This is a genomic window from Enterococcus sp. AZ035, from assembly GCF_050548325.1.
In the GTDB taxonomy this organism is placed as follows: Bacteria; Bacillota; Bacilli; order Lactobacillales; family Enterococcaceae; genus Enterococcus; species Enterococcus faecalis.
Window position 1 is genome coordinate 1,978,005 of record NZ_CP172958.1, and the last position, 23,545, is coordinate 2,001,549.

The following is a 23,545-nucleotide window of genomic DNA, read 5'->3' on the forward strand; positions in this document are numbered from 1 at the left end:
TCCCAAGATCGCTAAGCTGACGTTGAAATAAGTACTCTCTTTATCATCGAATGTCATTGTTAAACTGGCTTCATTATAGCAAATTTTTGTCTAGCTGGCTAGCCTTCTTCACTAATTGTCATAAAACTAACGCCAGGTTCTGCATTTAAGTTATACGAAGCAAAGTGATTCTTTTCAGCTTCGATAAAGGCGGCAGCGCCAATCATCGCCGCGTTATCCCCACAAAGTTTTAATGGCGGAATAAGTAATGTCACTGCTGGTAATTGTTCACTGATTGCATGTCTCATTGCTTCTCGTAATCCTTGATTCGCAGCAACGCCCCCAGCGATTAGCAATTGCTTAACAGGATATTCTTGACAAGCACGAATGGTTTTAGTCACTAATACTTCTACCACACTCGCCTGAAAACTTGCGGCTAAATCCTTTGTAGACAGTGCTTCACCACGTTGCTCTGCATTATGAACCGTGTTAATAAACGCACTTTTCAAACCACTAAAGCTAAAGTCATAGTTATCCTCTTTTAGCATCGCCCGTGGAAATTGATAGGTATCTGTGCCTTCATGGGCCAAAGCATCAATCTCTTTGCCACTAGGATAAGGCAACCCTAACACACGTCCGACTTTATCATACGCTTCACCAGCTGCATCATCACGTGTTTCACCAACAATTTCGAAAGAGCCATCTTCTTTCATGTAGACCAATTCCGTATGTCCTCCACTAACGAGTAAGGCCATCAATGGAAATTCGAGCGGTGCCACAAAACGGGCAGCATAAATGTGCCCAGCCATATGATTGACTGGAATAAGTGGTAATTGGTGCGCCCAAGCAAATGCTTTTGCTGCAGAAAGTCCTATTAATAAAGCACCGACTAACCCAGGCCCATAGGTCACAGCAACGCCACTGAGTTCTTCTGGTGTGACTTTTGCTTCTGTTAATGCTTCTTCAATACAGATCGTCACTTGTTCAACATGATGACGACTCGCAACTTCCGGAACGACTCCGCCAAAACGTTGATGGCTCTTAATTTGCGAAGCTACGATATTGGAAAGAATTTTGTCGCCATCTTCAATGACAGCCACACTTGTTTCATCACAGCTACTTTCCACAGCTAATAATAATTTACGTTCTTTTGTAAAAATTGTCATTGGGCTTCCTTCCTTAATTTCGCACACATTACAAAGGCATTTTCTTGCGGTTCTTTATAATAATTTTTTCGAACAGCTACTTTCCGAAAACCTGTTTTCTCATAAAGTTTTTGAGCTAGTATATTCGATTCTCTGACCTCTAAGAAAATTTGTGTAATGTCACGACTTTTAACATATTCTTTAAAAGCTTTCATTAACTGACAACCAATTCCTTGGTGTTGTTTCTGACCATTCACAACAACGTGACTAATTTCTGCTTCATCTAAAATAAAATGATAGGCAATATAGCCTAACCACTGGCCATTTTCAACTAAAAAAAGATATTCGCTATTTTCCTGAGCAAAATCTTCCGCGAATTGTGTTTCTGTCCAAGGGGAGCCAGTTGTATAAGAAGAATTACTAAAACGCCATAATTCTTCACCAATATTTGCTACAGATATTTCTTTTTTTGTTACTAACATTTTTTCTTCACTCTTCTTTTAAATCAATTATCATTTCTAGTGCGTCTTCATTATTTTCGTCATAATAGCCTTTTTTCACCGTCTGTGAGACAAAGCCAATTTTTCGATATAAACGTTGGGCTTTAACATTACTCATTCGTACTTCTAGCGATAAGGTTTCACACCGATTTTTCTTGGCAAAAATTCGCGTTTCTTCTATTAAAGAACGACCTAAACCTAAGCCTTGGTATGCTGTGTGAACAGCGACATTCGTAATGTGTGCATCCGTTCCTTGAATCCGACAACCAATAAAGCCAACTGTTTTTCCGTTAATTGCCGCTAACAAATAGAGATGCGGCGCTTTTGAGCCAAGTTCTGCCATGAAAGCAGACATCGTCCAAGGAAGTTCCCCAGCATAAACTTCACGTTCAATTGCTAGTAAATCCTTAATATCTTGGTAGGTGATTTCACGCAATTGAAATTCTTGCTGGTTCATTGCAATGGTTTTAGTTATATACCGTTGCCGTCTTTTTGTAAAGTATTTTGTCACAAAATTAAAGTTTTTCCACATAGCTTTCTCCATTAGGCGTGTGTGTCTTCAACCAATTTTCTTCCGCTTCTACTTTTTTCAAATACGCAGGTAAGAACCCATGAACATTCTCAACAGGTTCAGCCACACTACCTAACGCAGCCAAAACTGCGGCATTAGGAATTTGCCATTGTGGAACATCACAAATTTCTCCATGAGGAATGATTTGAGCTATTTCTTCAGTGAATTTTTCAACATCTTCACCAACAAAAAAAAGATTTGGTTCATTTTTTAGTTGTTCTAATAACTCCCGCAGGGAAATATGTTGGTCCGGTAACTCATTTTGCCACACGCCATTGACAAACCGATAAGCACCAGCATAGACGTTTTTACGACGCGCATCAAAAAGAGGCACAATTAAACCAGTTTGTCCAACACAATTGGCAGCTAACGTTTGTAGACTGGAAATGCCTACTAGCTCTTTCTTTAAAGTATAGGCCAATGTTTTGGCAGTCGTCACGCCTAAACGTAAGCCAGTGTATGATCCAGGTCCTTCTGCTACGACAAAACGATCAATTGCCGTTGGCGCCAAGTTCAATTGGCTCATCAAATAGTCAATTGCCGGCATTAATGTTAAGCTATGATTTCTTTTAACCGTTGCTGTATAACTTCCCAGAATTTTTTGATTTTCACACACAGCAATACTCAATGTTTGGTTAGATGTATCTATTGCTAAAATTCGCACACGAATCCCTTTCCTTCTACAATTTAGTCGCTTCATTGTAGCACACTTTCCTTTTTCTAAAAAGGGAAAACGAGGTTTCTTTTTACAGAAACCTCGTTTCGTTCATTTTCTCTTTTTATTTAATGGTTGCTTCTAAGTAATCAATTAATGGTTTACTGATATCTGTTGCAGAACCATTTTCTCCTGAATTTTCAACCATAATCATTGTTAAGAATTTATTGTTACTACGATCTAACGTTAGAAGGAAACTGTTTTCTTTGCCATCTGTATCTTGTTTATCTTTTATTTCAGCTGTTCCTGTTTTAGCAGCCAATGAGAAGTTCGGATTGTACATATTATAAACATAACCTGAAGGATCTTCCACACTACCTAAAAGATCTGTGGCAATTGTATTCGCTGCGTTGGCGCTGATTACATTGTCTTTTTTCTTCGTTTCTTTGTCTAAAACTAGTTTTGGATAGACTAATGTTCCATTATTTTGGAAAACACTATACATGGTAGCTTGCTGGATTGGCGAAATTAACAATTGGCCTTGACCGTAGCCCGTATCTGCTAAAAGAATTTCAGAATTAAATTTATCTTCATTTGAAATTTGAGCAGGCGTCATGGCAATTGGTAAATCTAGTTCCTCACCGAAAATGAATTTATTAAGACCCGCTCTAAATTTGTCTTCCCCCATACGTAATGTTTGTTGGGCAAAATAAATATTATCTGAATTAACTAAAGCGGTACGCAGATTGACTGGACTTGCTTCTTTTACACGTGTCGCAAAATAGCCGCCCCAAGATTTATCTTTTTGCCATTTCAAACCATTAATTTCTAGCTCTTCATCTGGCTTCAATGTCCCTGCATCTAAACCAATGGCACCGGTAATTGTTTTAAAGGTAGAGCCTGGTGCATAGCCTGTCGCAAAACGTGCTGTGAATGGTAAATCTTTGTTGTTATTGTAAGCATCATATTCTTTTTGAGAAATGCCATTGGCCATTTTATTAGGATCATACGAAGGTGAACTAACCGTTGCTAATAAATCGCCTTTTTGAGGATCGGTAATGACCGCACTACCAGGGCGTTTGTCAAATATAGCAAAAGCTTGTTGTTGTACGCCACTGTCAATCGTTAATTTAATCGTTTGACCATCTTTTTTCTCTTTGGTTTGTAAAGCTTTTTTGACATTCTCTTTGTCATCTAAAATAACTAGTGAGCCACCATCTTGCCCTCTTAATTCTTTATCAAACGCTCGTTCTAAGCCAGTTTTACCAATTACGCCCGTACTACTTAACTCTGGATTTTTTTCAATATCTTCTGCAGTAATGGTGCCCGTATACCCGATTAATTGCGCAGCTGCTTCCCCCAGCGGATAATAACGTGACTCTGTATCTTTTGTCGCAGCCCCTGTTGGTAATTCTGTCACTGGTTCAGAAGCGACTGTGATTGGTACAAAGGAGTCTGCTTGGACCCATCCTTGGCTTAACTTTTGATTGATTTCATCAACAGAAACGCCGAATTTATCACTAAAAGCTTTGATATTGGCTGTTTTTTCTGCGCCAGAACCGAGTTTGCCAGGCACTACGCCCACTTCGTCAAACACTTTGTTAATTGCTAGCCCACTACCATTACGATCGACAATTTCTCCACGTTTGGCATTATCTACTTGAATCGAAATTTTATCATTTCCTGACATATCTGGAAAAATTAAAGACGGCTTCCAAGCGATTTGGTAGGTATCGCCTTTTTTGGCGATACTTGATTGATAAGACAAATCTTTCATTTCGCCTAAAGGGGTACTCATCGATAATTTATAGGTAAATGTGTATTGATTGTCTTTCGCCTTTTTGACTTGAACATCACTAGCTTTGACTCCTTCTGCTTGAATCCCTGAATAAATTGCTTGGTATTTTTCAACAACAGATTTAGTATCATAGCCATTTTTCTTTAAGCTAGCTTCTTGAACAACGGACGGTAACTTATCAAATTCCTGTTTTGACAATACGTTTAAAAATGTAGTAGCTGTTTTCTTCGCTTCGGCTAATTCTTGTTTGGCTTGCCATTGACTATAAGCATAATACCCGCCACCGGCAGCAGCGATTAGAACCAAGGCAGAAACACCAAGAATAAGTGGTTTTTTTGAAGACTTTTTATTACGATTGCTTCGTTCCATTCAATAATCCCCTAACTATATAATATGTCTTTTCTTCTATTATACGTAACTTTTTTTAAAATGCTTGTGTTTCACCTATACTTTTTTTAATTTCTTAATAAAGTTTGATCAATTTTTTCCATTTCATCAGGCTTTCGTTGGATTTCTCTGCATTCATTGTGTGGTATACTAGCTTTAACAATTAGTTTTTTATTAGGAGGAATGAACATGGGACTTATTAAAGCAGCAACAAGTTCAGTTGGCGGTGGCTTGGCCGATCAATGGCTAGAGGTTATTGAACCTGATAATATGGGGGACACAACCGTCATGACAAAAGGTGTTTTTGTGCGGAAAGATGATAAACGTGGTTCTAATCGTAAAGGAACGGACGATGTTTTAACAGATGGTTCTGTTGTACATGTCTATCCCAACATGATGATGCTTCTTGTCGATGGGGGCAAAATCATCGATTACACTGCTGAAGAAGGCTATTATACAGTCAAAAATGATTCTGCGCCTTCAATGTTTAACGGTTCTTTAAAAGATGCGATTGCAGAGACCTTCAGTCGTTTCAAATTTGGTGGCGTAACTCCACAAAAACAACAAGTTTTTTATATTAACTTGCAAGAAATTAAAGGCATTAAATTTGGAACACCTGCGCCATTAAACTATTTTGATAATTTTTATAATGCCGAACTTTTCTTACGTGCACACGGAAATTACTCAATTAAAATTACAGATCCTTTGCTATTTTATACTAATGCGATTCCTAAAAACCAAACGCAAGTAGATATTAATGATATTAATGAACAATATTTGGCAGAGTTCATTACAGCATTGCAAGCAGCAATCAATCAAATGTCTGCTGATGGGCAACGTATTTCTTATGTTCCCTCAAAAAGTGTTGAATTAAGCAAATATATGCAAACTGCGCTTGACGAGGATTGGCGCACCAATCGCGGCATGGAAATTGTTTCTGTAGCAGTTGCAAGCATTTCTTATACAGATGATTCAACAAAATTAATCAACATGCGAAATGAAGGTGCTATGCTCAGCGATCCAGGTGTTCGCGAAGGCTATGTTCAAGGTTCCTTGGCTCGTGGTATGGAGGCTGCTGGTAAAAATGAAGGTGGCGCAATGAGCGGCTTTATGGGCGTTGGTATGGGCATGAATGCGAATGGCAACTACTTTGCGCAAGCATCTCAAACAAACCAACAACAAATGCAAGAAAAACAAAACCAGCAAAATGCACAAGGGGCTACAGACACTTGGACTTGCCCACAATGTGGGACTGAAAACACTGGGAAGTTTTGTTCAAACTGTGGTACACCAAAACCAACAAACGAGAAACCAAAATTAGAAATGAAATGTAGTGAATGTAGCGAAATTGTTGACTTAAGTAATGGTATTCCTAAGTTCTGTCCACATTGTGGTAAACCATTCCAAGGGGTTCCTTTATAAGCAAGTAGTGAACAATTAAAGAAAAGGGTCAGGCACAAGTCTACCCTTTTTCTTTGAATCAGATTCCTGTTATTTACTCACTCTATTAGAAAGGACGGTTGCAATGGAAACAACATTTACCCATAAATGCCCCAACTGTGGCGGCCCGCTCTTATTTAATCCCAAAGATCAAAAATTTCATTGTGAATATTGTTTAAATATTTACACGGAAGAAGAAGTGACTCGTTATGAGCAACAGCAACATGAGGCGCATTTAGAGAATCCCTCAACAACGACTGCCGAGGAAAATTTGACTTTCACGGCGGAAGAAGAAGCCTCCGCTACGCAACAAACAGAGACCACTGAGAATGAAGCAGCTGCAGGCACAATGGAAATTTTTAATTGTCCAAGCTGTGGCGCTCAAATTGTCACCGATGCAACAACGGCTGCCACATACTGTTATTATTGCCATAATCCAGTTGTCTTGGCTGGTCGATTAAGTGGCGAATTTTTACCAGAAAACGTCTTACCCTTTACAATTGAAAAAGACGAAGCGATTGAAAAATTTCTCGCTTGGACCAAGAAAAAATGGTTCATTCCCCGAGATTTTTTCAGCAAAAATCAAATCGATAAATTAACTGGGGTTTACTTCCCCTATTGGGTCGTTGATGCAGAAGTCGACGGACAACTGCAAGCTACTGGCACAAGTATTCGCATTTGGCGCGTAGGTGATATTGAATACACCGAAACAAAACGTTTCAATGTGGGACGTTCAGGAAAATTATCGTTTAAAGAATTAGTTAAAAATGCCTTGTCAAAAAACGTCCAACAAAAAATGGTGGAAGGCGTTCAACCATTTTTAATTGATCAAGCGGTGCCTTTCAAAAGCCAATACCTAGCAGGTTTCCAAGCAGAAAAACGCGATATTGAATATGAAGCAATCAAAAAACACGTCCAACAAGAATTACAAGATTATTCGGAATCATTGTTACGGGACTCTGCTTCTGGTTATACTACGTTGACAAATGTTCGCACGGATATTTCTCTAAACCAAGAAAATAATCACTATATGCTTTTGCCAATTTGGTTAGTCACCTATCGCAGTCAGGAACAATCAAAAAAAGTTTATTATTATGCCATGAATGGACAAACAGGTAAAGTAAGCGGTGTACTTCCAATTAGTTACACTCGTTTAGGGCTAGCAACGTTAGGCATTTTCGCTGGACTCTTAGCACTCTTTTTATTAGGAGGTTATTTCCTATGAAAAAACGACTTTTACCTATTTTTTTCCTAATACTTCTTACCTTTGGCCTTGCCCTACCCGTTTCGGCGGCTGAAAATTCAATTGATGATGGCGCACAATTACTGACACCTGATCAAATCAACCAACTAAAGCAAGAGATACAACCTTTAGAAGAAAAAACAAAAGCCTCTGTCTTTATTGTAACCACAAATAATAATACCTATGGCGATGAACAAGAATATGCAGATCATTATCTTTTAAATAAAGTTGGCAAGGACCAAAATGCGATTCTTTTTCTCATTGATATGGACTTACGGAAAATCTACATCTCTACTTCTGGAAACATGATTGATTATATGACAGATGCACGAATTGATGATACCTTAGATAAAATATGGGATAATATGAGTCAAGGAAATTATTTCGCGGCTGCTCAAACCTTTGTTCAGGAAACTCAAGCATTTGTTAATAAAGGGGTTCCTGGGGGGCACTATCGTGTGGACAGCGAAACAGGTAAAATCACTCGTTATAAAGTCATTACCCCGCTGGAAATGGTAATTGCTTTTGCTGCTGCGCTGATACTCAGTTTGGTCTTCTTAGGCATTAATATTTCTAAATATCAATTAAAATTTTCAAGTTATCAATATCCCTTTAGGGAAAAAACAACTTTAAACTTAACCTCCCGCACAGATCAGTTAACCAACTCTTTCATCACTACGCGTCGTATTCCTAAAAACAATGGCGGCAGTGGCGGAATGGGCGGTGGTGGTGGTAGCACCACCCACTCAACTGGCGGCGGCACATTCGGTGGCGGCGGTCGAAGTTTTTAGATTTTTTATCTTTTTTAATTATTTCATAAAAATAATGGTGTTATTTTTATGAAATAATGATAAAATAAGTATACTGTGGTGTGTTATTTTTACACATGGCGGTATACTTATTTTCATTTAAACTAAGTGATTTGTAGTCCAAAGTTATTTAATTGGGGATTGTTTTCAACTATTTAGTAAGCGCTACAAATCATTAACTAAACTATGGGAGGGAAAGTGAAAATGAAAAAAAATGATTCAAATGAAGGAAAAGTAAAAAAACCATTTTATAAGAAAATTTGGTTTTGGGTTGTAGTAGTTATTGTACTGGGGATTGCTGGTAGTGGTCTTGGCAAAGAGGATAAAAAAGCAAGCAATGATACCAAAGAAGTGAAAACAGAAGCCTCTTCTTCAAAAGCTACGAATAGTTCAAAAAATGATACAAAAAAAGAAAGCTCTGAAAAGAAATCAGAAGATAAATCGAAAGATAACTCTGATTTAAAAGCAACTTACGATAAAATTAATGTCGGTGATATTATGAACAGCAGCGAAGGCGGTTCTACAGAAGATGAAGTAAAAGCAATTTTAGGTGAACCAGCCTCTTCTTCTACAACAGATATCCAAGGCATCTCTACCACTACTCTATCTTGGACAAATGTCAAGGGTGGTGATCTTCTTGCATCTATTACTGTTTCATTCTCTGATGGCAAAGCAGCGAGCAAATCTGTAAGTGGCTTGAAGGTTGCAAAACATGATAAAGTTACTGCAGACCAAGTAAATAACATTGCTACTGATGGTTCATATTCTGAAGAACAAGCTAGAAAAGATTTAGGAGACCCAACAGGGATTACTTCTACAAATATCAATGGTGAAAAAAATGATACTTTAATCTGGATGAAAAACTTAGATGGTGATTTAGGTGCTACTGTTACTGTTTCTTTTTCTAATGGAAGTGCAATTTCTAAATCAAGTTCAGGATTAAAATAAGAAAAACTTGTCATTGTAAAATATTAACAACGAAGTCAGGACAGAAGTGTTTAACTCCGAGCACCACGTAGGTAAGGATTAAGATATCCCGAACACTTGTGTGAGAAAGTCACTTTCGGCTTATTTCCGAAAGTGTTGCTTCTGTTCCCGCCGTTTATCAGTTTTTGAGCGTGGGACAAAAATCCAAAGTGATTTTTGTCCCACGCTCGTTTTCTATTTTAGTTGTAATTTTTTTCTTATTGAACAAAAATCTGTGAGCTGAAATTATAAAACCTATGAACATCATGGTATTTTATTGAAATACACTAGTATGCTTGCTTAGATACTCGAATAAAAGAAACGTTTTTCACAATACATATATCAAAAATAATAGATTTTTTTCTTCTTGGTATTTTCCCATAATTCTTGATAAGGTATTTCATGGATATCACGGAAATAGGCTACTTCAAACTTTTCAAAATCAGTTGACTGGCAGTTGCCGGTTAAAACACCAATTCCTGCTTTGCCATGACACGTTCCCATAAAAACATCCACGAGCGAATCACCTACCATAATTACTTCTGTCGCCTTCAATTGACATGACTGACAAAAGGCTTGGAGCATGTCCGCATCTGGTTTCGGTAAGTAACGATCTCCTGTCGCAATAAAATCAAACATTTCTGTTAAACCAAGATATTCCATAATCAACATAGTCGCTGGCAAAGTATCTGAAGTTGCTAATCCAATTTTATAGTTCTTCCGTTTCAGCTCAAGAAATAACTGTTTTAAATCACCAATCGGTTCGATCTTTTTCAGATTTTTTCGTAAATAATCATAAAAAAATTGCTCCAGCCATCGACTGCTGATTCCCTGTTCGACTAATTCCTCAAATTGCGCCAATTCCTGATAAAGTTCCTGATAAAGGACTTCATCAAGTAAATGTTTTTGCAAAAAACGTTGCTCCTGAATAGCTAATATCTTTTTTATTTCTGCTGAATGATGAGGGGCTAACATACTTAGTGTTTCAAAACAAGCTTGCAAACCTGCTTGCCAAAGAGTGTCAAAACGAATACACGTACCATCTTTATCAAATAAAATTCCTCGATTTTCCATGAAAGAACACCTCAAAACGTTTGCTTTGCTTCCTATTTGTTTCTTCAAGTATACTAATCATTTATTTGATTTTGATATTCTTTTTGTATCATTTGTGTAAAAAAATATAAAAAAGCAACGAATTTAGAAAAATTCGTTGCTTTTTTATTAATCAATCACTTTTTTCACTTTGAATTCTTTTGTTTCAGCAGACGGTTCTGTTTGATCAGCTAATTCAAATAAAATATGGGTACCATTTTCTTCATCTTCAACGATAATCAGTTTTCCTGGAATCTTTCGAGTATCTTTCGCAATTTGGGCTTCTTTAATTAATTCTTTTTGATCTCTTTTTGAAGCAAGGGCATTTCCTAAATTAAAAAAGACAGTTTCTTCCATAATTAACCACTCACTTTCTCTACTTTTCTTAAGTCAATTATAGCATATCCCTAGAAAAAGTGGCAGCTTGTGTCCTTTTACTTTCATTTAAGCATCAATAATCAAAGAATAAGCATAAGGACTTTCATAAATTCCTGAAGTATAATAATTGAGCCTCTTTTTAAATAGCGGGCCGTCAATTACCAACGTATGGTACTCCCCGTTTTCTCCGCAAATATCTAATTGATGCTCTTTAAGGTACGTGATAAATGTTTCATTTAACGGTTCTCCTAAAAATTTTATTGGAATGCCTGCCTCTTTGCTGACCGTTTTGATAATTGCTGTGTACCCTTTTGCCAAGAATTCTTTCACAAGTGCTTCGCGATTTTCCTGCCAAAGAGGTAATTGTGGTTCAAGTCCAGCACTTAACGCAACTTGGCGATCCCAAGCACCATTTTGTTCAATATCTATATCGCCAAAACAAACCGTTTCTGCACCTAATTTTTTGGTTTCCTGCAGTGCCTCAACCACTTTTTCTGTGTAATTTGTTTCATTGTTATGTGATATAACAAGTGGTAAATCTAACGCTTCGGCTGCTGCTTCTAAGACGGAGATTGGTATGCCGTGAAACCAAGAACGATTAATTTCATCACTTAATGTTGTCACTAACGCAACTGGCTGATTTCCTGCTTGTACCAATCGATCCATCGCCAATAAACAATCTTTACCAGAGCTATAACTTAAACAAAATTTTTTCATAAACGTTCCCTCTTTTCTCTATGACTATACCTCAAAACAATACATCCGTATACATATTTATTATTTAAGTATAACTAATACTGAATAGTTATTTGAATCAAAACATGGTATAAAATAGAGGTAAAGCAAGCTTTATTCACTTCTTTATATCTCTTTTCAACGGATGATCAGCTGGCGGAAACCAGCTGATCTTTTTTTCAAAAAACACAGCTATCTTTTGCAGTTTTCTTTTCCTCATGTTATAAAGAGATAGTAGGAAGCATTTATTCACTTCTTTACAAATCTATCTTAATCTTAGACAGTCGGCGGAAAACGGCTGTCTATTTATCTGGAAAAATTATGAACTCGTCAGCTAGTGGTCAGTTGACGAGTTTTATGTTATAATAATTAGAACACGAAAAATATTTTTAAACGAACCATTCAATTGTTTTGATGATTTTATTCAAAACTGGCGTGTCTAGAGAGATACAAGGATGTATTAGAGGTAGGGAATACATCGCTTAAATGAAAAATACTTGAATACTAGAAATAGTCTGATCCAACTTTAAAATAATAATATTGATTCGTTAGATAGCCTTCTCTTTAAAGAGAAGGCTATTGTCAATTAAAGAGTAAAACCACCGTATTCTTGTCAGTATACGGTGGTTTTACTTCTTCACATGTTACATATAATCAACAAATTTACTTCTGAACTTAACATGTAAATGAGCTCCTACGATAAATATTACTAATGTTGTTAGCCAAAAAACAACAAGCTGGGGCTTATCTTCAAAAAACCATCTTTTATAGAAAAATGTATCTCGAAATCCATTAATAATATATGCGTAAGGATTCAACATAAGAATTTTTGATAACCAAGACGGTAAATTCTTTGTACTCAAATCCCAAAAGACCCCTGACATATACATTAATACTTGGATAATAGAATTCAAGAAAATTTGATAATCCCTAATTAATGCAGCAATAGTTGAATTAATTAGACTAAAACTATATAAAAAGATAATCATCGCTACAATATAGTAAGGTAGCTGAATCCAATAAATAGAAATCTTTTCACCTGTCGAGATTGACACAATCGCTGCTAACGTAGTGAATGCAAAATAACTTGGTAACTCAGAAAATATTTTAACCATTGGCAAAATACTTATTGGAAACTTCATTCTAGAGACCATGCCAACTTGCATATAAACAGAACTAGAAGCTTGTTTTGTTACTGTACTTAAAAAAATCCATGTACTTAATCCTACCATCAACCAAGCAATATAGGATACTCCTCCTTTTACGGTTCGAGCACCACCAAGGGCAATCCCAAAAGCAAAATAATAGACACCTAACTGAATTAAAGGACTTAAAATTTGCCATAAATTTCCTAAGATGTGGCTTTGATATAATGCTTTATTACTGTATTTAGCAATTCGTTGTGCAACGCCTAAGTATGAAAACTGTTCAGCTAAAATTAATTTTACCTCGCGCATTATTCAGTCACCTCTTTCAATTTCAACACTTGTCCAGGATAAATAGGTACCTCAATGATTTCTGGATTCAAAGTTTGAAGTTGTTCTATAGTGAGTCCGTGATTTTCAGCAATCAAACTGACTGAATCTCCAACTTCCACAGTATACGTTGACACAGCTTGTTCGCTATTATTATTTTCTGGTACGTTCGTTGGGCTAGGCTGAACTTCCTCCTGCTGCCTAGATTCTTTTGTTGAAGCTGGTTTAGTTTTAGTCGTTTTCACAGCATTTGTATCCTTCCCTGCTACTTTCTCAGGAACAAATATACGTTGAATTGTTTCCGCTGGATGAATGAAAGCTGTTGTTAATGAAATACCCTTTACAAAGGTAAGACTTACATAAAAAATCATACAAAGTAGCAAAATTAACAAGCTCTTCGTACCAAGAGTCATTTTATCTCCAATTTTATTTTTAGTAGTAAATTTAATGACTTCTTTAGTCGTCCGGCGACTGCCTACTTGTTGATTGGCTTTTTCAAGAATTGTTTCTTGAAGTTGTTCCAAAGAAAAATTTCTCTGTTTGGCCTTGCCATCTCTCTGATACGATTCTTTTTGCGGTTCAGTGAAATGATTATAACGGTGCAAGAAAGCACGATATTCCTTTAAAATATGCTTAGTTTCACCAAATGCACGTAGGTCACCATAATGCATCCAAGCGACACGATCACAAATTTGCTCTACTTGTTGAATAGAATGAGAGACAAAAAAGATAGTTTTGCCTTGCTCTTTAAATGCAAGCATTTTTTTTAAGCCTTTATTATAGAAGGTTTGATCTCCTACAGATAACGCTTCATCGATCACTAAAATATCTGGATTTTGATGAACCGCAATTGAAAAACCAAGCTTAGCACGCATACCGCTAGAATAAGTTTTAACAGGCTGGTCGATAAAAACGCCTAATTCTGAGAATTCAATAATATCATCGATTTTGGCATCAATTTCTTTATTCTTTTCCCCCAACATTAAACATTTCATTCGAATATTTTCTCGTCCTGTTAAATTATTATTTAGTCCTGCACCAATCGAAATAATTGAAACTTCACCATTTATTTCAAGTTCTCCTGACGTTTGAGGGGTGATGCCTGAAATAATATTTGATAAAGTGGATTTGCCTGAACCATTTAAACCAATAATACCAATTGTTTCTCCAGAATATACGTCGAGGCTAACACCTTTTAACGCCCAAAATGTGGGAACTTTGTTTTGAAAAACACTAAAAAGTGTCTTCAATTTGTCAATACGTGTTTGCGCTAAACTGTATTCTTTGGTAAGTAATTTTGTTCTAACTTTCAGTTCTTTTTCCATTTGTTCCTCCGAGTCTAACCGTTCACTAGTTGGCCATTTCACCAAATTCTTTAGCGACTGCTTTCAAAGCTGCTCCGAAAACTTGGTCCATATCATAGTATTGATAATTGGCTAAACGTCCACCAAAAATAACTTTTTCTTGAGCGTTTGCTTTTTCTTTGTATTTTCTAAACAAAAGTGAATTTTTCTCATCATTAACAGGATAATAGGCTTCTTTTGAACGATCCCAATCTTGTGGGTATTCTTTCGTCAAAATCGTTTTGTTTTCATCGGCCTTTTGATCAAAATGTCGCCATTCCATTATCCGTGTATAGGGAGTTTCCGCATCTGTGTAATTAATTACGGCATTGCCTTGTGCATTGTTTGAATCAACTGTTTCATTTTCAAAACGTACTGAACGATATTCTAATTCGCCATAAGAATAATCAAAGAATGCATCAATCATCCCTGTATAAACAATTTTTGGAAACTCTGATAAGTAAGTTTCTTTCTCTGCCAAAAAGTCTTTATTCAATTGAATATCAATTAATTCACTCTCTAACAATTTATCAAACATAGCTGTATAACCGTCGACAGGTACGCCTTGATAGCGATGGTTAAAGTAATTATTATCAAAAGTAAAACGAGTTGGCAAACGGCGAATAATAAAACTTGGTAATTCCGTAGCCTTACGTCCCCACTGTTTTTCTGTATAGCCTTTAATTAATTTTTCATAGATATCCGTTCCTATCAAACGAATCGCTTGTTCTTCTAAATTTTTTGGAGCTCCTTTAATTCCAGCTGCCTCCCGCTGCTCTGAAATTTTTGCTTGTGCTTCAGCTGGTGTTTTTACCCCCCACATTTGGTAGAACGTGTTCATATTGAATGGTAGGTTGTAGAGCTCCCCTTTGTAATTAGCAACTACTTGATTGATGTAGCCATTGAATTCCGTCAATTGATTGACATAAGACCATACTTCTTTATTGTCAGTATGAAAAATATGGGCACCATAGTCATGGACATTAATCCCGTTTTCTTTATGTGTATACATATTGCCACCAATATGAGCACGTTTCTCAATAACTAATACTTTTTTTCCTCGTTTAGCTGCTTCACAAGCAAACGTTGCCCCAAAAGGTCCCGAACCAACAATTAAATAGTCATAATTTTTCGTATTGTATTTCATTTACTAACTTCTCCTAACAAAGTTACTTTCAATTTATTTCAAACACCAAATGCATTATTTATTTTTTCACTAGAGTAGCTAATACTTTTTTCCCAACGCCTTCTTTTGTGTAAGAATATAAGTTGATTTTTTCGTTATCTTTTTCTATTTTATAAACTACAAGTGATTTCAAATTTTTTCCCTTTAAAATCACAATATTATCATTTGTAGTGGAAACATCATAAATACGTTTGCCATCCAATGTCCACACATTATCTTTAACAACTAATGTTTTCCAATCCCAATTAGCTGTTACTTGATACTCTCCATTTGTAATCAAAGGTTGTTCTGAGTTAGTACTTTTGGAAATAGTTGTCTCTTGGTTTTCTGAATATTTTTTACTGATGTAATATCCTGACCAAAAACCACAACCGATACCAATTGCTAAAGACACAATTATTGTGATTATTTTCTTCATGTCACACACTCCCCTGTTTATTTAAAAGTTAAACTTGCTTCCCACATATTTGCACCTAAAATTCTCACTTCTGGTTTTAATAAAAATCCAGAAAATTCATAAACTTTTGCAATAATTAAATAAATTAATGCTTCATAGTCTTGAGCAGAGGCTTGTTCAACATTGATAAAGAAACCTGGATGTTTTTCAGATACTTTTACTCCGCCAATTCTAGTACCAACTAAGCCAGCTTGTTGAATTAATCGAGGCGCCCGTCCCCAAGTAAAAGTTGACCCATGATTTGGATGTGTTAGTGGGTGCATCCTTTCTCTAATTTCGACAGTTCCTACCATGTCATTTACCATATTTTCTAAATTACCTTCTGAAATCTGTAATTTAGTTTCTAGAATAATCCACTCAGGATGATCCATAAATGAACTATAGCGATGACTAAATTGAACATCTTCTTTATTTAAAACTTTAATTTCTCCATTTTCATCTACAATCGTAGCTTCAAGAAACATACTATTAATATCCTTAACTGTCCCAGCATTCATATAAACTGCGCCACCAATGGTTCCTGGAATATTATCTGCCCATTCTAAACCGCATTTCAAGTGTTCTAGTAGATAATAAGATGTTTCAATTAAACTTGCACCTGCCGAAACTGTTAAAACATTCCCCGTAATTTTACGATAATTCAAGGCAGTCATATTTAAAGTAATCCCACGGATACCACCATCACGGACTAAAATATTTGAACCTTTACCGATAACAGTTAAAGGAATCTGATTATTTTTAGCATATTTTACAATTAAAGCAACTTCTTCTATCGTTTTTGGAAAAATTAAAAGATCTGCTGGACCACCAACAAAATTCGAAGCATATTCTTTTAATTCACGACCTACAAATAACTCTAAATCTGGTAATTCTTCTAAAAGATCTTGTTTCCACGAACGAATTCTCTCATTTTGCACAATTTTCATAATTAATTGTTTTCTTGTTAAAAGATTCTCGGGAATTGCTAATGCTTTTTTTTCTGTGCCTTGTTTCGGTTTAGGCTTAGGTTTTTGTATCGGATGCAAATACATAACATGTTCGATTTTTTCATCTTTCACATATTTACCGACGATTCTAAAAGGACTGAACGTTTCCTTTCCCTTAAACTTTTCACGATTAAATCTTGTAGTGACTTCACGATGATTATTCATAAAAATTAATTCTTTATCTGTTAGCTTCCAAAAGCTTTCATTAGGATTGGAATTTTTTATCGTACCATTTGGCGATAAAACAATTGCTGCGGAAATCGGAACAGTTGTTTTAGCTCGATAAAAATCCAAAGGTTTATTGATAATATATCGTCTAAATTCATCATATACTTCGTCTTCATCTGGGCTAAATTTACTTGTCAACGCATCGGTTAACCACTTATCTGAAATCTCTTTTTCTCTAGCAATCTTTCCAGCGGTCTTTTGATAGTCAAGTGCTAAACTAATATTTTTATTTTCTTCAATTTCTTGTTTTGTGTTTTGCTCATAGACACGTCTAGTTTCGCCAAGCTCAAACAGGTTCATCAAGCTATTAAAGCGGTCAATTCCACGTTGTTCATTATAAAAAATTGAAAACGGTTTTTGGAAAATAGTCGCAAAAACAGTGCCATGAAACGAATCAGTAATAATATATTTTGCTTCTCGATAAACAGATAAGAAATTTTCTGGCGTATCTTCAGAAACATATTCTACTGTATTAGGAAACGTTTTTTTCGCTAGTTCACGTCCTTTTAAAGGATTAGGCAAGACCACTAATTTCAGTCCCAATTTTTCTGCGATCGCTAGTGCTACACGAACTTTTTCCTTGTTAATATCCAAGAAAAAGACAGCCATATAATCTCCTGATTCTTGTCGTTTAAACGTAGCTTGATCAGCTAAAGAATCATATTCACTTCTTTCAACAAGATAGGTTGGATCCAAAGCCTGAATAACTTCTTCTTGAAAAATATCTTTCATAATTTGTACAGAAAAATCTTCTCTCATAGAAACATGATTAAACTGTGTAATATCTTTTTTGCGGTTTGCAACCCATTTAGGATCATATTTACTTGTATCTGCTTTTCCTAATGAAACAGAATAAGCAATTGTTTTATTACGAGGATAAACAAAATCTAAGAAATCATCGTCGTCTACCCAACCATTCCACGGATTCCACATTTGATCAGAGCCTAAAATAAAGGTATCTAGATTTTCTAAATCGTTCAATGTCGGTAACGTTTCTTTTGTTAATTGCTCAGTATAGGGCATATTATTTTTCTTAAAAAAATTATACGCTAAAGGCATCCATGCTCGAAAGTTACTTCTGTTTTTATAACCTAGTGGTCCATCAATCATAACCGTCTCGTACCCTTTATTCTGTACATATTTGTTTAGAGCATAGTATGTTAAGATTGATCCATAATTTTGGTTATACCACCAGCCCATAATTGCTGCTTTTTTCATTTTTCCGCTCCTACTTTCTCTGTTACTTAATCAAATAAATAATTATTTATTAACGCTAATTGTAAATGAATACTTTCCATTATCGTAAGGCCGTGTATACCAATTGTATTTTCAGAATCAATCATTAATTCTAATTTTTTCAAGGTAAAACCATTAGATAAGGGGTAAATTTTCTCATACATTTTTTTATTTGCTTCAGAAGCAATCACCGTAATGTTTTCTAATTCATAGTTTGACTGTTCCATCTTATCTTTTATTCGGTTTGAAAAATCCATTTCTACGAAATCAAACATTAACTGGCGATCTATTCTACCATCCGCGCTGTTTACCCAAGGCTCTCGATCAATTACTGGATCTACACTAACTGTTTTGTAATTACCTGTAATACCTAATAATAACGCTCCCATTCCGCCTCTAGAGTTTCCATAGAAGATTATATCTTGATGCTTCAGTCCAAATTCTGTTTTCTTTGCTTCAATTAAATCCAAAATTTCTTGCTCAAATAATGTGTAATAGGATCCTGACACAAAGCCAACATCAGCTATTCTAAGAATGATAGTATTTTTTCGAACAGATTGAGACAGGGTATTCCATTGTCTCAATCCAAAATATCTTTCTTTGGCGCCAGAGTGTCCCACTCCATCCGCAGGAACAAAAAGTACTACCATCTTCTTACTTAGTAATTCATTAAATTCTGGGATTTGGATACTATAATGAATATTTCCAAATTTTTCCAGACCAATAGACAGAGTATCTAGAGCAACAAAATTAAGTTGATCATTTAAAATTCCATCAACTGTATAACCTTGTAATGCTTTTGCCTTTATCAATTCTTTCTCTTCAGGATGATTATCTAAAAAATTCCATAAATCGTTCATTTTTAATCTCCTTTAAAATCTTTCTATTTCAACAACCCTTTTGCTTTTTTAAGACTTTTTGATACAGCTTTTTTAATTGTTGTAGGTTCATTTCCTTCAATTTTATTGATAGGTGTTAATTCGTTACCAATACTTGTCATTGTATCTTGGATATAGCCTTGGTTTTGTCGAACGACACTAAAATGTGTTTCCCCTTCTCGAGAAGTCAAAATTCGAACATTGTAATCAAATGCTGCATATTTTTGAGTATAGCCCGCCCAAATTGTAAAAACATTGTCTACGAAAGTATAATACATATTTTCTTGTAGTAAGGTATAGCCTTTTTCCCACTCGGCTTGTAAAACAATCGATTTTAAAGTAGTACCTTCTTTTTTAATTAATAAAGATACTAATAAACTATCATGAATTATTTTTGTATTGTCACCCATATAAACGAAATCAATCACTCCGCTGGCATTGCTTGTATCGTTATCTGCAATAATAATTGAAAACATTTCAATTGCCGTCCCATTCCCCTGGGTCTTCTCTTGTCCAAAAATTACTTTACCTCCACGCTCTTGAATATGAACATTCGGGATAATGAAGGTTTTTTTCATCCCAAAATCTTTATAAATATTTTGATATATTTCTAAATTGTATTGTAAAATATTTTGGATTCGAGTGATACGTTCTACTTGTTCTGGGTCATTAGAATATTTTTCTTTTTTCACTAAGTCTAGCCCTAATTGTTGGATATATTTCTCTTTTAATTCTTGATAGAAACGTTCTTTAAATGCTTGATCAACACGATTCATATCAAAAATAAACCAGTTTAATGTATTAATAATTTTTAAACGATATGCTTCAATCCGATTTGGAGCATGTTGTTTTAAGTACTCCAACATTTTGTCATGTAAATTGAACTCATCACGATAATTCATTCCGTACGTAGACATCAAACCATCTTGTCTAACAATTCGAGTCAGCAAATATTTGTTTAGTGCAACAATTTTTTCGGTACCTAATAATGCTGTATAAGTGAAATAAGCATCCTCGCCAACAAATTGTTCTAAGTTTACCAAGTTATTTTCTTTGATGTATTCTAATAAAAATAATTTATCATATAAATAAGGGGTTACTTCATCCAATGAAATTTCTTCACCAGACATACGTCCGCCATTAGTTAGTAATGGATTGTGAACAACGTGCACTTCTCCATTTGGTAACTTTTCTTTCATGCCAAATAACAGAATATCTGTTGCACTATCATATGCACGATAATAAGCGTCTTGTAATAAATTCACTTCAAAATGATCATCTGCATCTAAAAATTGTAAATACCGGCCTCGTGCCATCGAAATGCCCACATTTCTTGCGTGTCCAGGATTACTTTTACCAATAGAAATCCCCATAATTCTCGGATCTTTTACTGCAAATTCGTTAATAATATCCATTGTATTATCCGTAGAGCCATTCTCTACTAAAATGATTTCAATCTCACGTAAAGACTGCTCACAAACAGTTTCTAATGTTTGTCTTAAATATTTGGATGCATTGTGAATCGGCATGACAACACTAACTTTATACAGATTTTTCAAGTAGTCCTCATAATAAGCTACTGGATCATTCGCAATTTGATAAAATTGTTTGATATATTCAAAATCGATATCATTCAGCTGGTCTATTTCTATAGCTTGTTTAAAATCTACTGCCACTTCTTGAATCACTTCATAAACCGACTCGTCACGTAAATGGGTTAATTTTTCAATCGCCCAAAAGTATTTTTCGAACATTTGCTTATAAAAATAACCTTTGTAGCGTTCAAATTTATTTTGTTCAATTAAATTTGAACGAATTAGTTTAAATTGTTGAAACAAGAAAGGAACCTTTGTTGCCACATTATTTACTGTCGAATTCGGGTTGTCTTGTCTATAAAAATACAAACAATCTTTAATAAAAATAACATTCTGAGATGCTGAATTGATTTTCCAAAATAGACCAGTGTCCCCATAACTTTTAATTTCCTCATCCCAAGTTACGTTTTCTTTCTCAATCATACTTTTTTTATAAATAGCATTCCAAGGATAAACTTGTACAATTAAATCTGTCGTTTTTAAGTCAATCAATTGATTGTATTTATCGGGATATTGCCATAATATATCTCGCTCAACCTCTTCTTCAGAAGAAAATTCAACCCAATTACAACGGACAACATCTGCATGATGACTTTTAGCCGTATTGTATAAACGCTCATAGGCATGCAATGCTACATAATCGTCACTTTCAAATTCAGCAATATACTCACCTTTTGCTTCTGAAACACCCAAGTTAAAGGCTTTTCCAATTCCCCCATTTTTAACATTGAAAACGCGAAAACGTGGATCATCTTGTGCAATTTCTTCAATAATTTTTTGACTATTATCAGTAGAGCCATCATTAATAATTAAGAATTCAATTTCTTTCAATGTTTGGTTTTTCAAACTCATTAATGCCTCTTCTAAATAGGTTTCTACGTTATAGACGGGTACAATGACTGACACTTTCACATTTTCCATAAAACAAATTTCCCTCACTTATCATTTATAGTTGTATACTCAAAATATCCTGATTTAAACGGACAAAATTTAAGCAAAAAACTTACTAAAATCTTTAACCCCAATTTCTAAATAATTATCAAAAACTATCGTAAATCTACTTTCTTTATTTGAAAATTTTTCTGGCAACTCTACCTGATAACTAGTTTCACTAATTTTTTTAAACGCCAGCCTCTGTCTTGTTTCAAAAGGATTTTTCAGCTCTTTTATTTCAAATCCTGTAATTTTTTGGTGTGTATACACATTTAAAGAAAGCGTATTGCCTTCACGTTGCGTTGCTTCTGCATAAGCATTTATGCGAACTGCTGGGAATCGTTTCAATAATCTGGGATAATAATAACTTCTCTCTGTTTTTGAAACATAACCAAAGCGATTGACTAACACCCAACGAATGGACTGACATTGAATAAACCAATACAAACCATCAATATCGTTAGTTTGTAAAAATGTCCAAATGATTTGGCGCACATCACTTCTAAAATACGGACTAGGATCAAAATTTAATTCACCTAAATACTGATCCATCTGTACTTTAAAGTCTTGTAATCGCTTTTTACTAAATGGATACCCAGTATCCCTCCGAATACAAAAGTCATAAATTAGCCATTCTAAACGGCGTGCTAACATCCGTTCTTTAGACAAATCATCTGGAAACTGTTGATTGATATAACTTAACGCACGCAACCAAGAAAGCATAAATGTCCGATTAATTGATTTGCTTAAACTTTCATTATCTGCATCTCGATTTAAATAAGTCGTTAACCTTTCCCCTTGTGTAATGGTTTTTGAAAATCGCATGGCTTCATAAAAGAACAGCACATCATCAGCCACCCGTTGATTAACAAAGTGTAAATTATTATTGTGTATCAGTGAAGTTCTTAACATGATAGCTTGCGGTCCTAACCAACCATAAAATTCAGCTGGCAATTCTTGGATAGACCGATTTTTAAATGACCCATCCACATAATATGGCTTACTTTTTAACATTAAGTGGCCATCCGTACTCTGTATTAGACCAGAAACAGCAAAATCATCGTGAGAGTCATCTAGTAGATCTGATAAATATTTCAATGCATTTAAATCATACCAATCATCTGCATCTAAGAAGACACTATACTCACCACGTGCATTTACAATCCCTACGTTTCTTGGGCCGTGAGCGCCTCCAGTGTTTTCAAGTAGCTGATAAATTTCAATATTCGGATATCTTTCAATATATGGCTCTATTACTTTTAACGAATGATCTGTGGAACAATCATCAATAAACATCACTTGCAATTGCTTGATCCCAATGGTTTGTTGAACAAGAGAATCCATCATCTTTTTAAGATATGGTGCATTATTGTAATTAGCAATAATGATTGAGACTTTAGGATTTTTTGATATTTTTTCTGAAGAAAACAGCTTAAATTGACTTAACTCCTTTTTCCACGTTTCAGTATCTAACATATATTGATACTCTTCATATTCTTTTTGGACTTCTTTTTGTTTTTCCAACCTACA

At 35.2% G+C, this 23,545-nt stretch carries 20 protein-coding genes and 1 other annotated feature (1 of these 21 running past the window's edge); of the genes, 4 read left to right on the forward strand and 16 right to left on the reverse strand.

Annotated elements, in window-relative coordinates; translation table 11 throughout:
* Positions 1-56 (reverse strand) — a binding site (T-box leader) (it extends 148 nt beyond the left edge of the window).
* A gap of 42 nt (positions 57-98) precedes the next feature.
* The 5 genes from tsaD to IGL32_RS09470 form a co-directional block, all read right to left on the reverse strand.
* Positions 99-1,145, reverse strand: a complete 1,047-nt coding sequence (tsaD, locus tag IGL32_RS09450) for a tRNA (adenosine(37)-N6)-threonylcarbamoyltransferase complex transferase subunit TsaD (RefSeq protein ID WP_002370457.1) — start codon at positions 1,143-1,145, stop codon at positions 99-101.
* A complete protein-coding gene (gene rimI, locus IGL32_RS09455; RefSeq protein ID WP_002370458.1) occupies positions 1,142-1,606 on the reverse strand; it encodes a ribosomal protein S18-alanine N-acetyltransferase in 465 nt (154 codons plus the stop codon). The genes tsaD and rimI (IGL32_RS09455) overlap by 4 nt, the downstream gene beginning before the upstream one ends.
* A 7-nt stretch (positions 1,607-1,613) precedes the next feature.
* Positions 1,614-2,168, reverse strand: coding sequence for a ribosomal protein S18-alanine N-acetyltransferase (rimI, locus tag IGL32_RS09460; protein ID WP_002387121.1), 555 nt, complete (start codon positions 2,166-2,168; stop codon positions 1,614-1,616).
* The gene (tsaB, locus tag IGL32_RS09465; RefSeq protein ID WP_002356660.1) at positions 2,140-2,859 is read right to left on the reverse strand and encodes a tRNA (adenosine(37)-N6)-threonylcarbamoyltransferase complex dimerization subunit type 1 TsaB; all 720 of its coding nucleotides are present in this window, start codon (positions 2,857-2,859) and stop codon (positions 2,140-2,142) included. Before tsaB ends, rimI (IGL32_RS09460) begins: the two co-directional genes overlap by 29 nt.
* A gap of 115 nt (positions 2,860-2,974) precedes the next feature.
* On the reverse strand, positions 2,975-5,017 hold the full coding sequence (locus IGL32_RS09470) for a penicillin-binding transpeptidase domain-containing protein (protein ID WP_002356658.1): 2,043 nt from the start codon (positions 5,015-5,017) through the stop codon (positions 2,975-2,977).
* A 207-nt stretch (positions 5,018-5,224) separates the two neighbouring features.
* On the opposite strand from IGL32_RS09470, the gene IGL32_RS09475 reads away from it, so the two are divergent.
* The 4 genes from IGL32_RS09475 (at position 5,225) to IGL32_RS09490 (ending at position 9,475) form a co-directional block, all read left to right on the forward strand.
* Entirely contained in the window at positions 5,225-6,457 is a 1,233-nt protein-coding gene (locus IGL32_RS09475) for an SPFH domain-containing protein (protein WP_002356656.1), read from the forward strand.
* 103 nt (positions 6,458-6,560) lie between these two features.
* Positions 6,561-7,700, forward strand: a complete 1,140-nt coding sequence (locus IGL32_RS09480; protein WP_002362218.1) for a hypothetical protein — start codon at positions 6,561-6,563, stop codon at positions 7,698-7,700.
* A complete protein-coding gene (locus IGL32_RS09485; protein ID WP_430600035.1) occupies positions 7,697-8,509 on the forward strand; it encodes a TPM domain-containing protein in 813 nt (270 codons plus the stop codon). Before IGL32_RS09480 ends, IGL32_RS09485 begins: the two co-directional genes overlap by 4 nt.
* A gap of 222 nt (positions 8,510-8,731) precedes the next feature.
* Positions 8,732-9,475 carry a DUF3862 domain-containing protein gene (locus IGL32_RS09490; RefSeq protein ID WP_002379690.1) on the forward strand — a complete coding sequence of 248 codons (744 nt, stop codon included), beginning with the start codon at positions 8,732-8,734 and terminating at the stop codon, positions 9,473-9,475.
* A gap of 360 nt (positions 9,476-9,835) precedes the next feature.
* On the opposite strand, the gene IGL32_RS09495 is transcribed toward IGL32_RS09490, so the two are convergent.
* The 11 genes from IGL32_RS09495 to IGL32_RS09545 all read right to left on the reverse strand — a co-directional run bounded on the left by IGL32_RS09495 (position 9,836) and on the right by IGL32_RS09545 (position 23,539).
* Positions 9,836-10,567 (reverse strand): HAD family hydrolase, encoded by a 732-nt coding sequence (locus IGL32_RS09495; protein WP_002379691.1) that lies wholly within the window; start codon positions 10,565-10,567, stop codon positions 9,836-9,838.
* A gap of 147 nt (positions 10,568-10,714) precedes the next feature.
* The gene (locus IGL32_RS09500; protein ID WP_002362220.1) at positions 10,715-10,942 is read right to left on the reverse strand and encodes a hypothetical protein; all 228 of its coding nucleotides are present in this window, start codon (positions 10,940-10,942) and stop codon (positions 10,715-10,717) included.
* Positions 10,943-11,029: 87 nt separating this feature from the next.
* Positions 11,030-11,680, reverse strand: coding sequence for a diphthine--ammonia ligase (locus IGL32_RS09505; RefSeq protein ID WP_002372215.1), 651 nt, complete (start codon positions 11,678-11,680; stop codon positions 11,030-11,032).
* 662 nt (positions 11,681-12,342) lie between these two features.
* A complete protein-coding gene (locus IGL32_RS09510) occupies positions 12,343-13,155 on the reverse strand; it encodes an ABC transporter permease (RefSeq protein WP_002362627.1) in 813 nt (270 codons plus the stop codon).
* Positions 13,155-14,540 (reverse strand): ATP-binding cassette domain-containing protein, encoded by a 1,386-nt coding sequence (locus IGL32_RS09515; protein WP_002387127.1) that lies wholly within the window; start codon positions 14,538-14,540, stop codon positions 13,155-13,157. Before IGL32_RS09515 ends, IGL32_RS09510 begins: the two co-directional genes overlap by 1 nt.
* Positions 14,524-15,663, reverse strand: a complete 1,140-nt coding sequence (gene glf / locus IGL32_RS09520) for a UDP-galactopyranose mutase (RefSeq protein WP_002376666.1) — start codon at positions 15,661-15,663, stop codon at positions 14,524-14,526. Before glf ends, IGL32_RS09515 begins: the two co-directional genes overlap by 17 nt.
* A gap of 58 nt (positions 15,664-15,721) precedes the next feature.
* The gene (cpsH, locus tag IGL32_RS09525) at positions 15,722-16,120 is read right to left on the reverse strand and encodes a lipoprotein CpsH (RefSeq protein WP_002387128.1); all 399 of its coding nucleotides are present in this window, start codon (positions 16,118-16,120) and stop codon (positions 15,722-15,724) included.
* A 17-nt stretch (positions 16,121-16,137) separates the two neighbouring features.
* The gene (gene murB / locus IGL32_RS09530; RefSeq protein ID WP_002359685.1) at positions 16,138-18,591 is read right to left on the reverse strand and encodes a UDP-N-acetylmuramate dehydrogenase; all 2,454 of its coding nucleotides are present in this window, start codon (positions 18,589-18,591) and stop codon (positions 16,138-16,140) included.
* A 26-nt stretch (positions 18,592-18,617) separates the two neighbouring features.
* Positions 18,618-19,469: a casular polysaccharide biosynthesis protein CpsF gene (cpsF, locus tag IGL32_RS09535; protein ID WP_156210119.1), complete on the reverse strand. Its 852-nt coding sequence runs from the start codon at positions 19,467-19,469 to the stop codon at positions 18,618-18,620.
* A 23-nt stretch (positions 19,470-19,492) separates the two neighbouring features.
* Positions 19,493-22,003: a glycosyltransferase family 2 protein gene (locus IGL32_RS09540; RefSeq protein WP_156210118.1), complete on the reverse strand. Its 2,511-nt coding sequence runs from the start codon at positions 22,001-22,003 to the stop codon at positions 19,493-19,495.
* A gap of 69 nt (positions 22,004-22,072) precedes the next feature.
* Complete coding sequence (locus tag IGL32_RS09545; protein ID WP_156210117.1) at positions 22,073-23,539, reverse strand: glycosyltransferase family A protein; 1,467 nt, start codon at positions 23,537-23,539, stop codon at positions 22,073-22,075.
* Between the last annotated feature and the right edge of the window lie 6 nt (positions 23,540-23,545).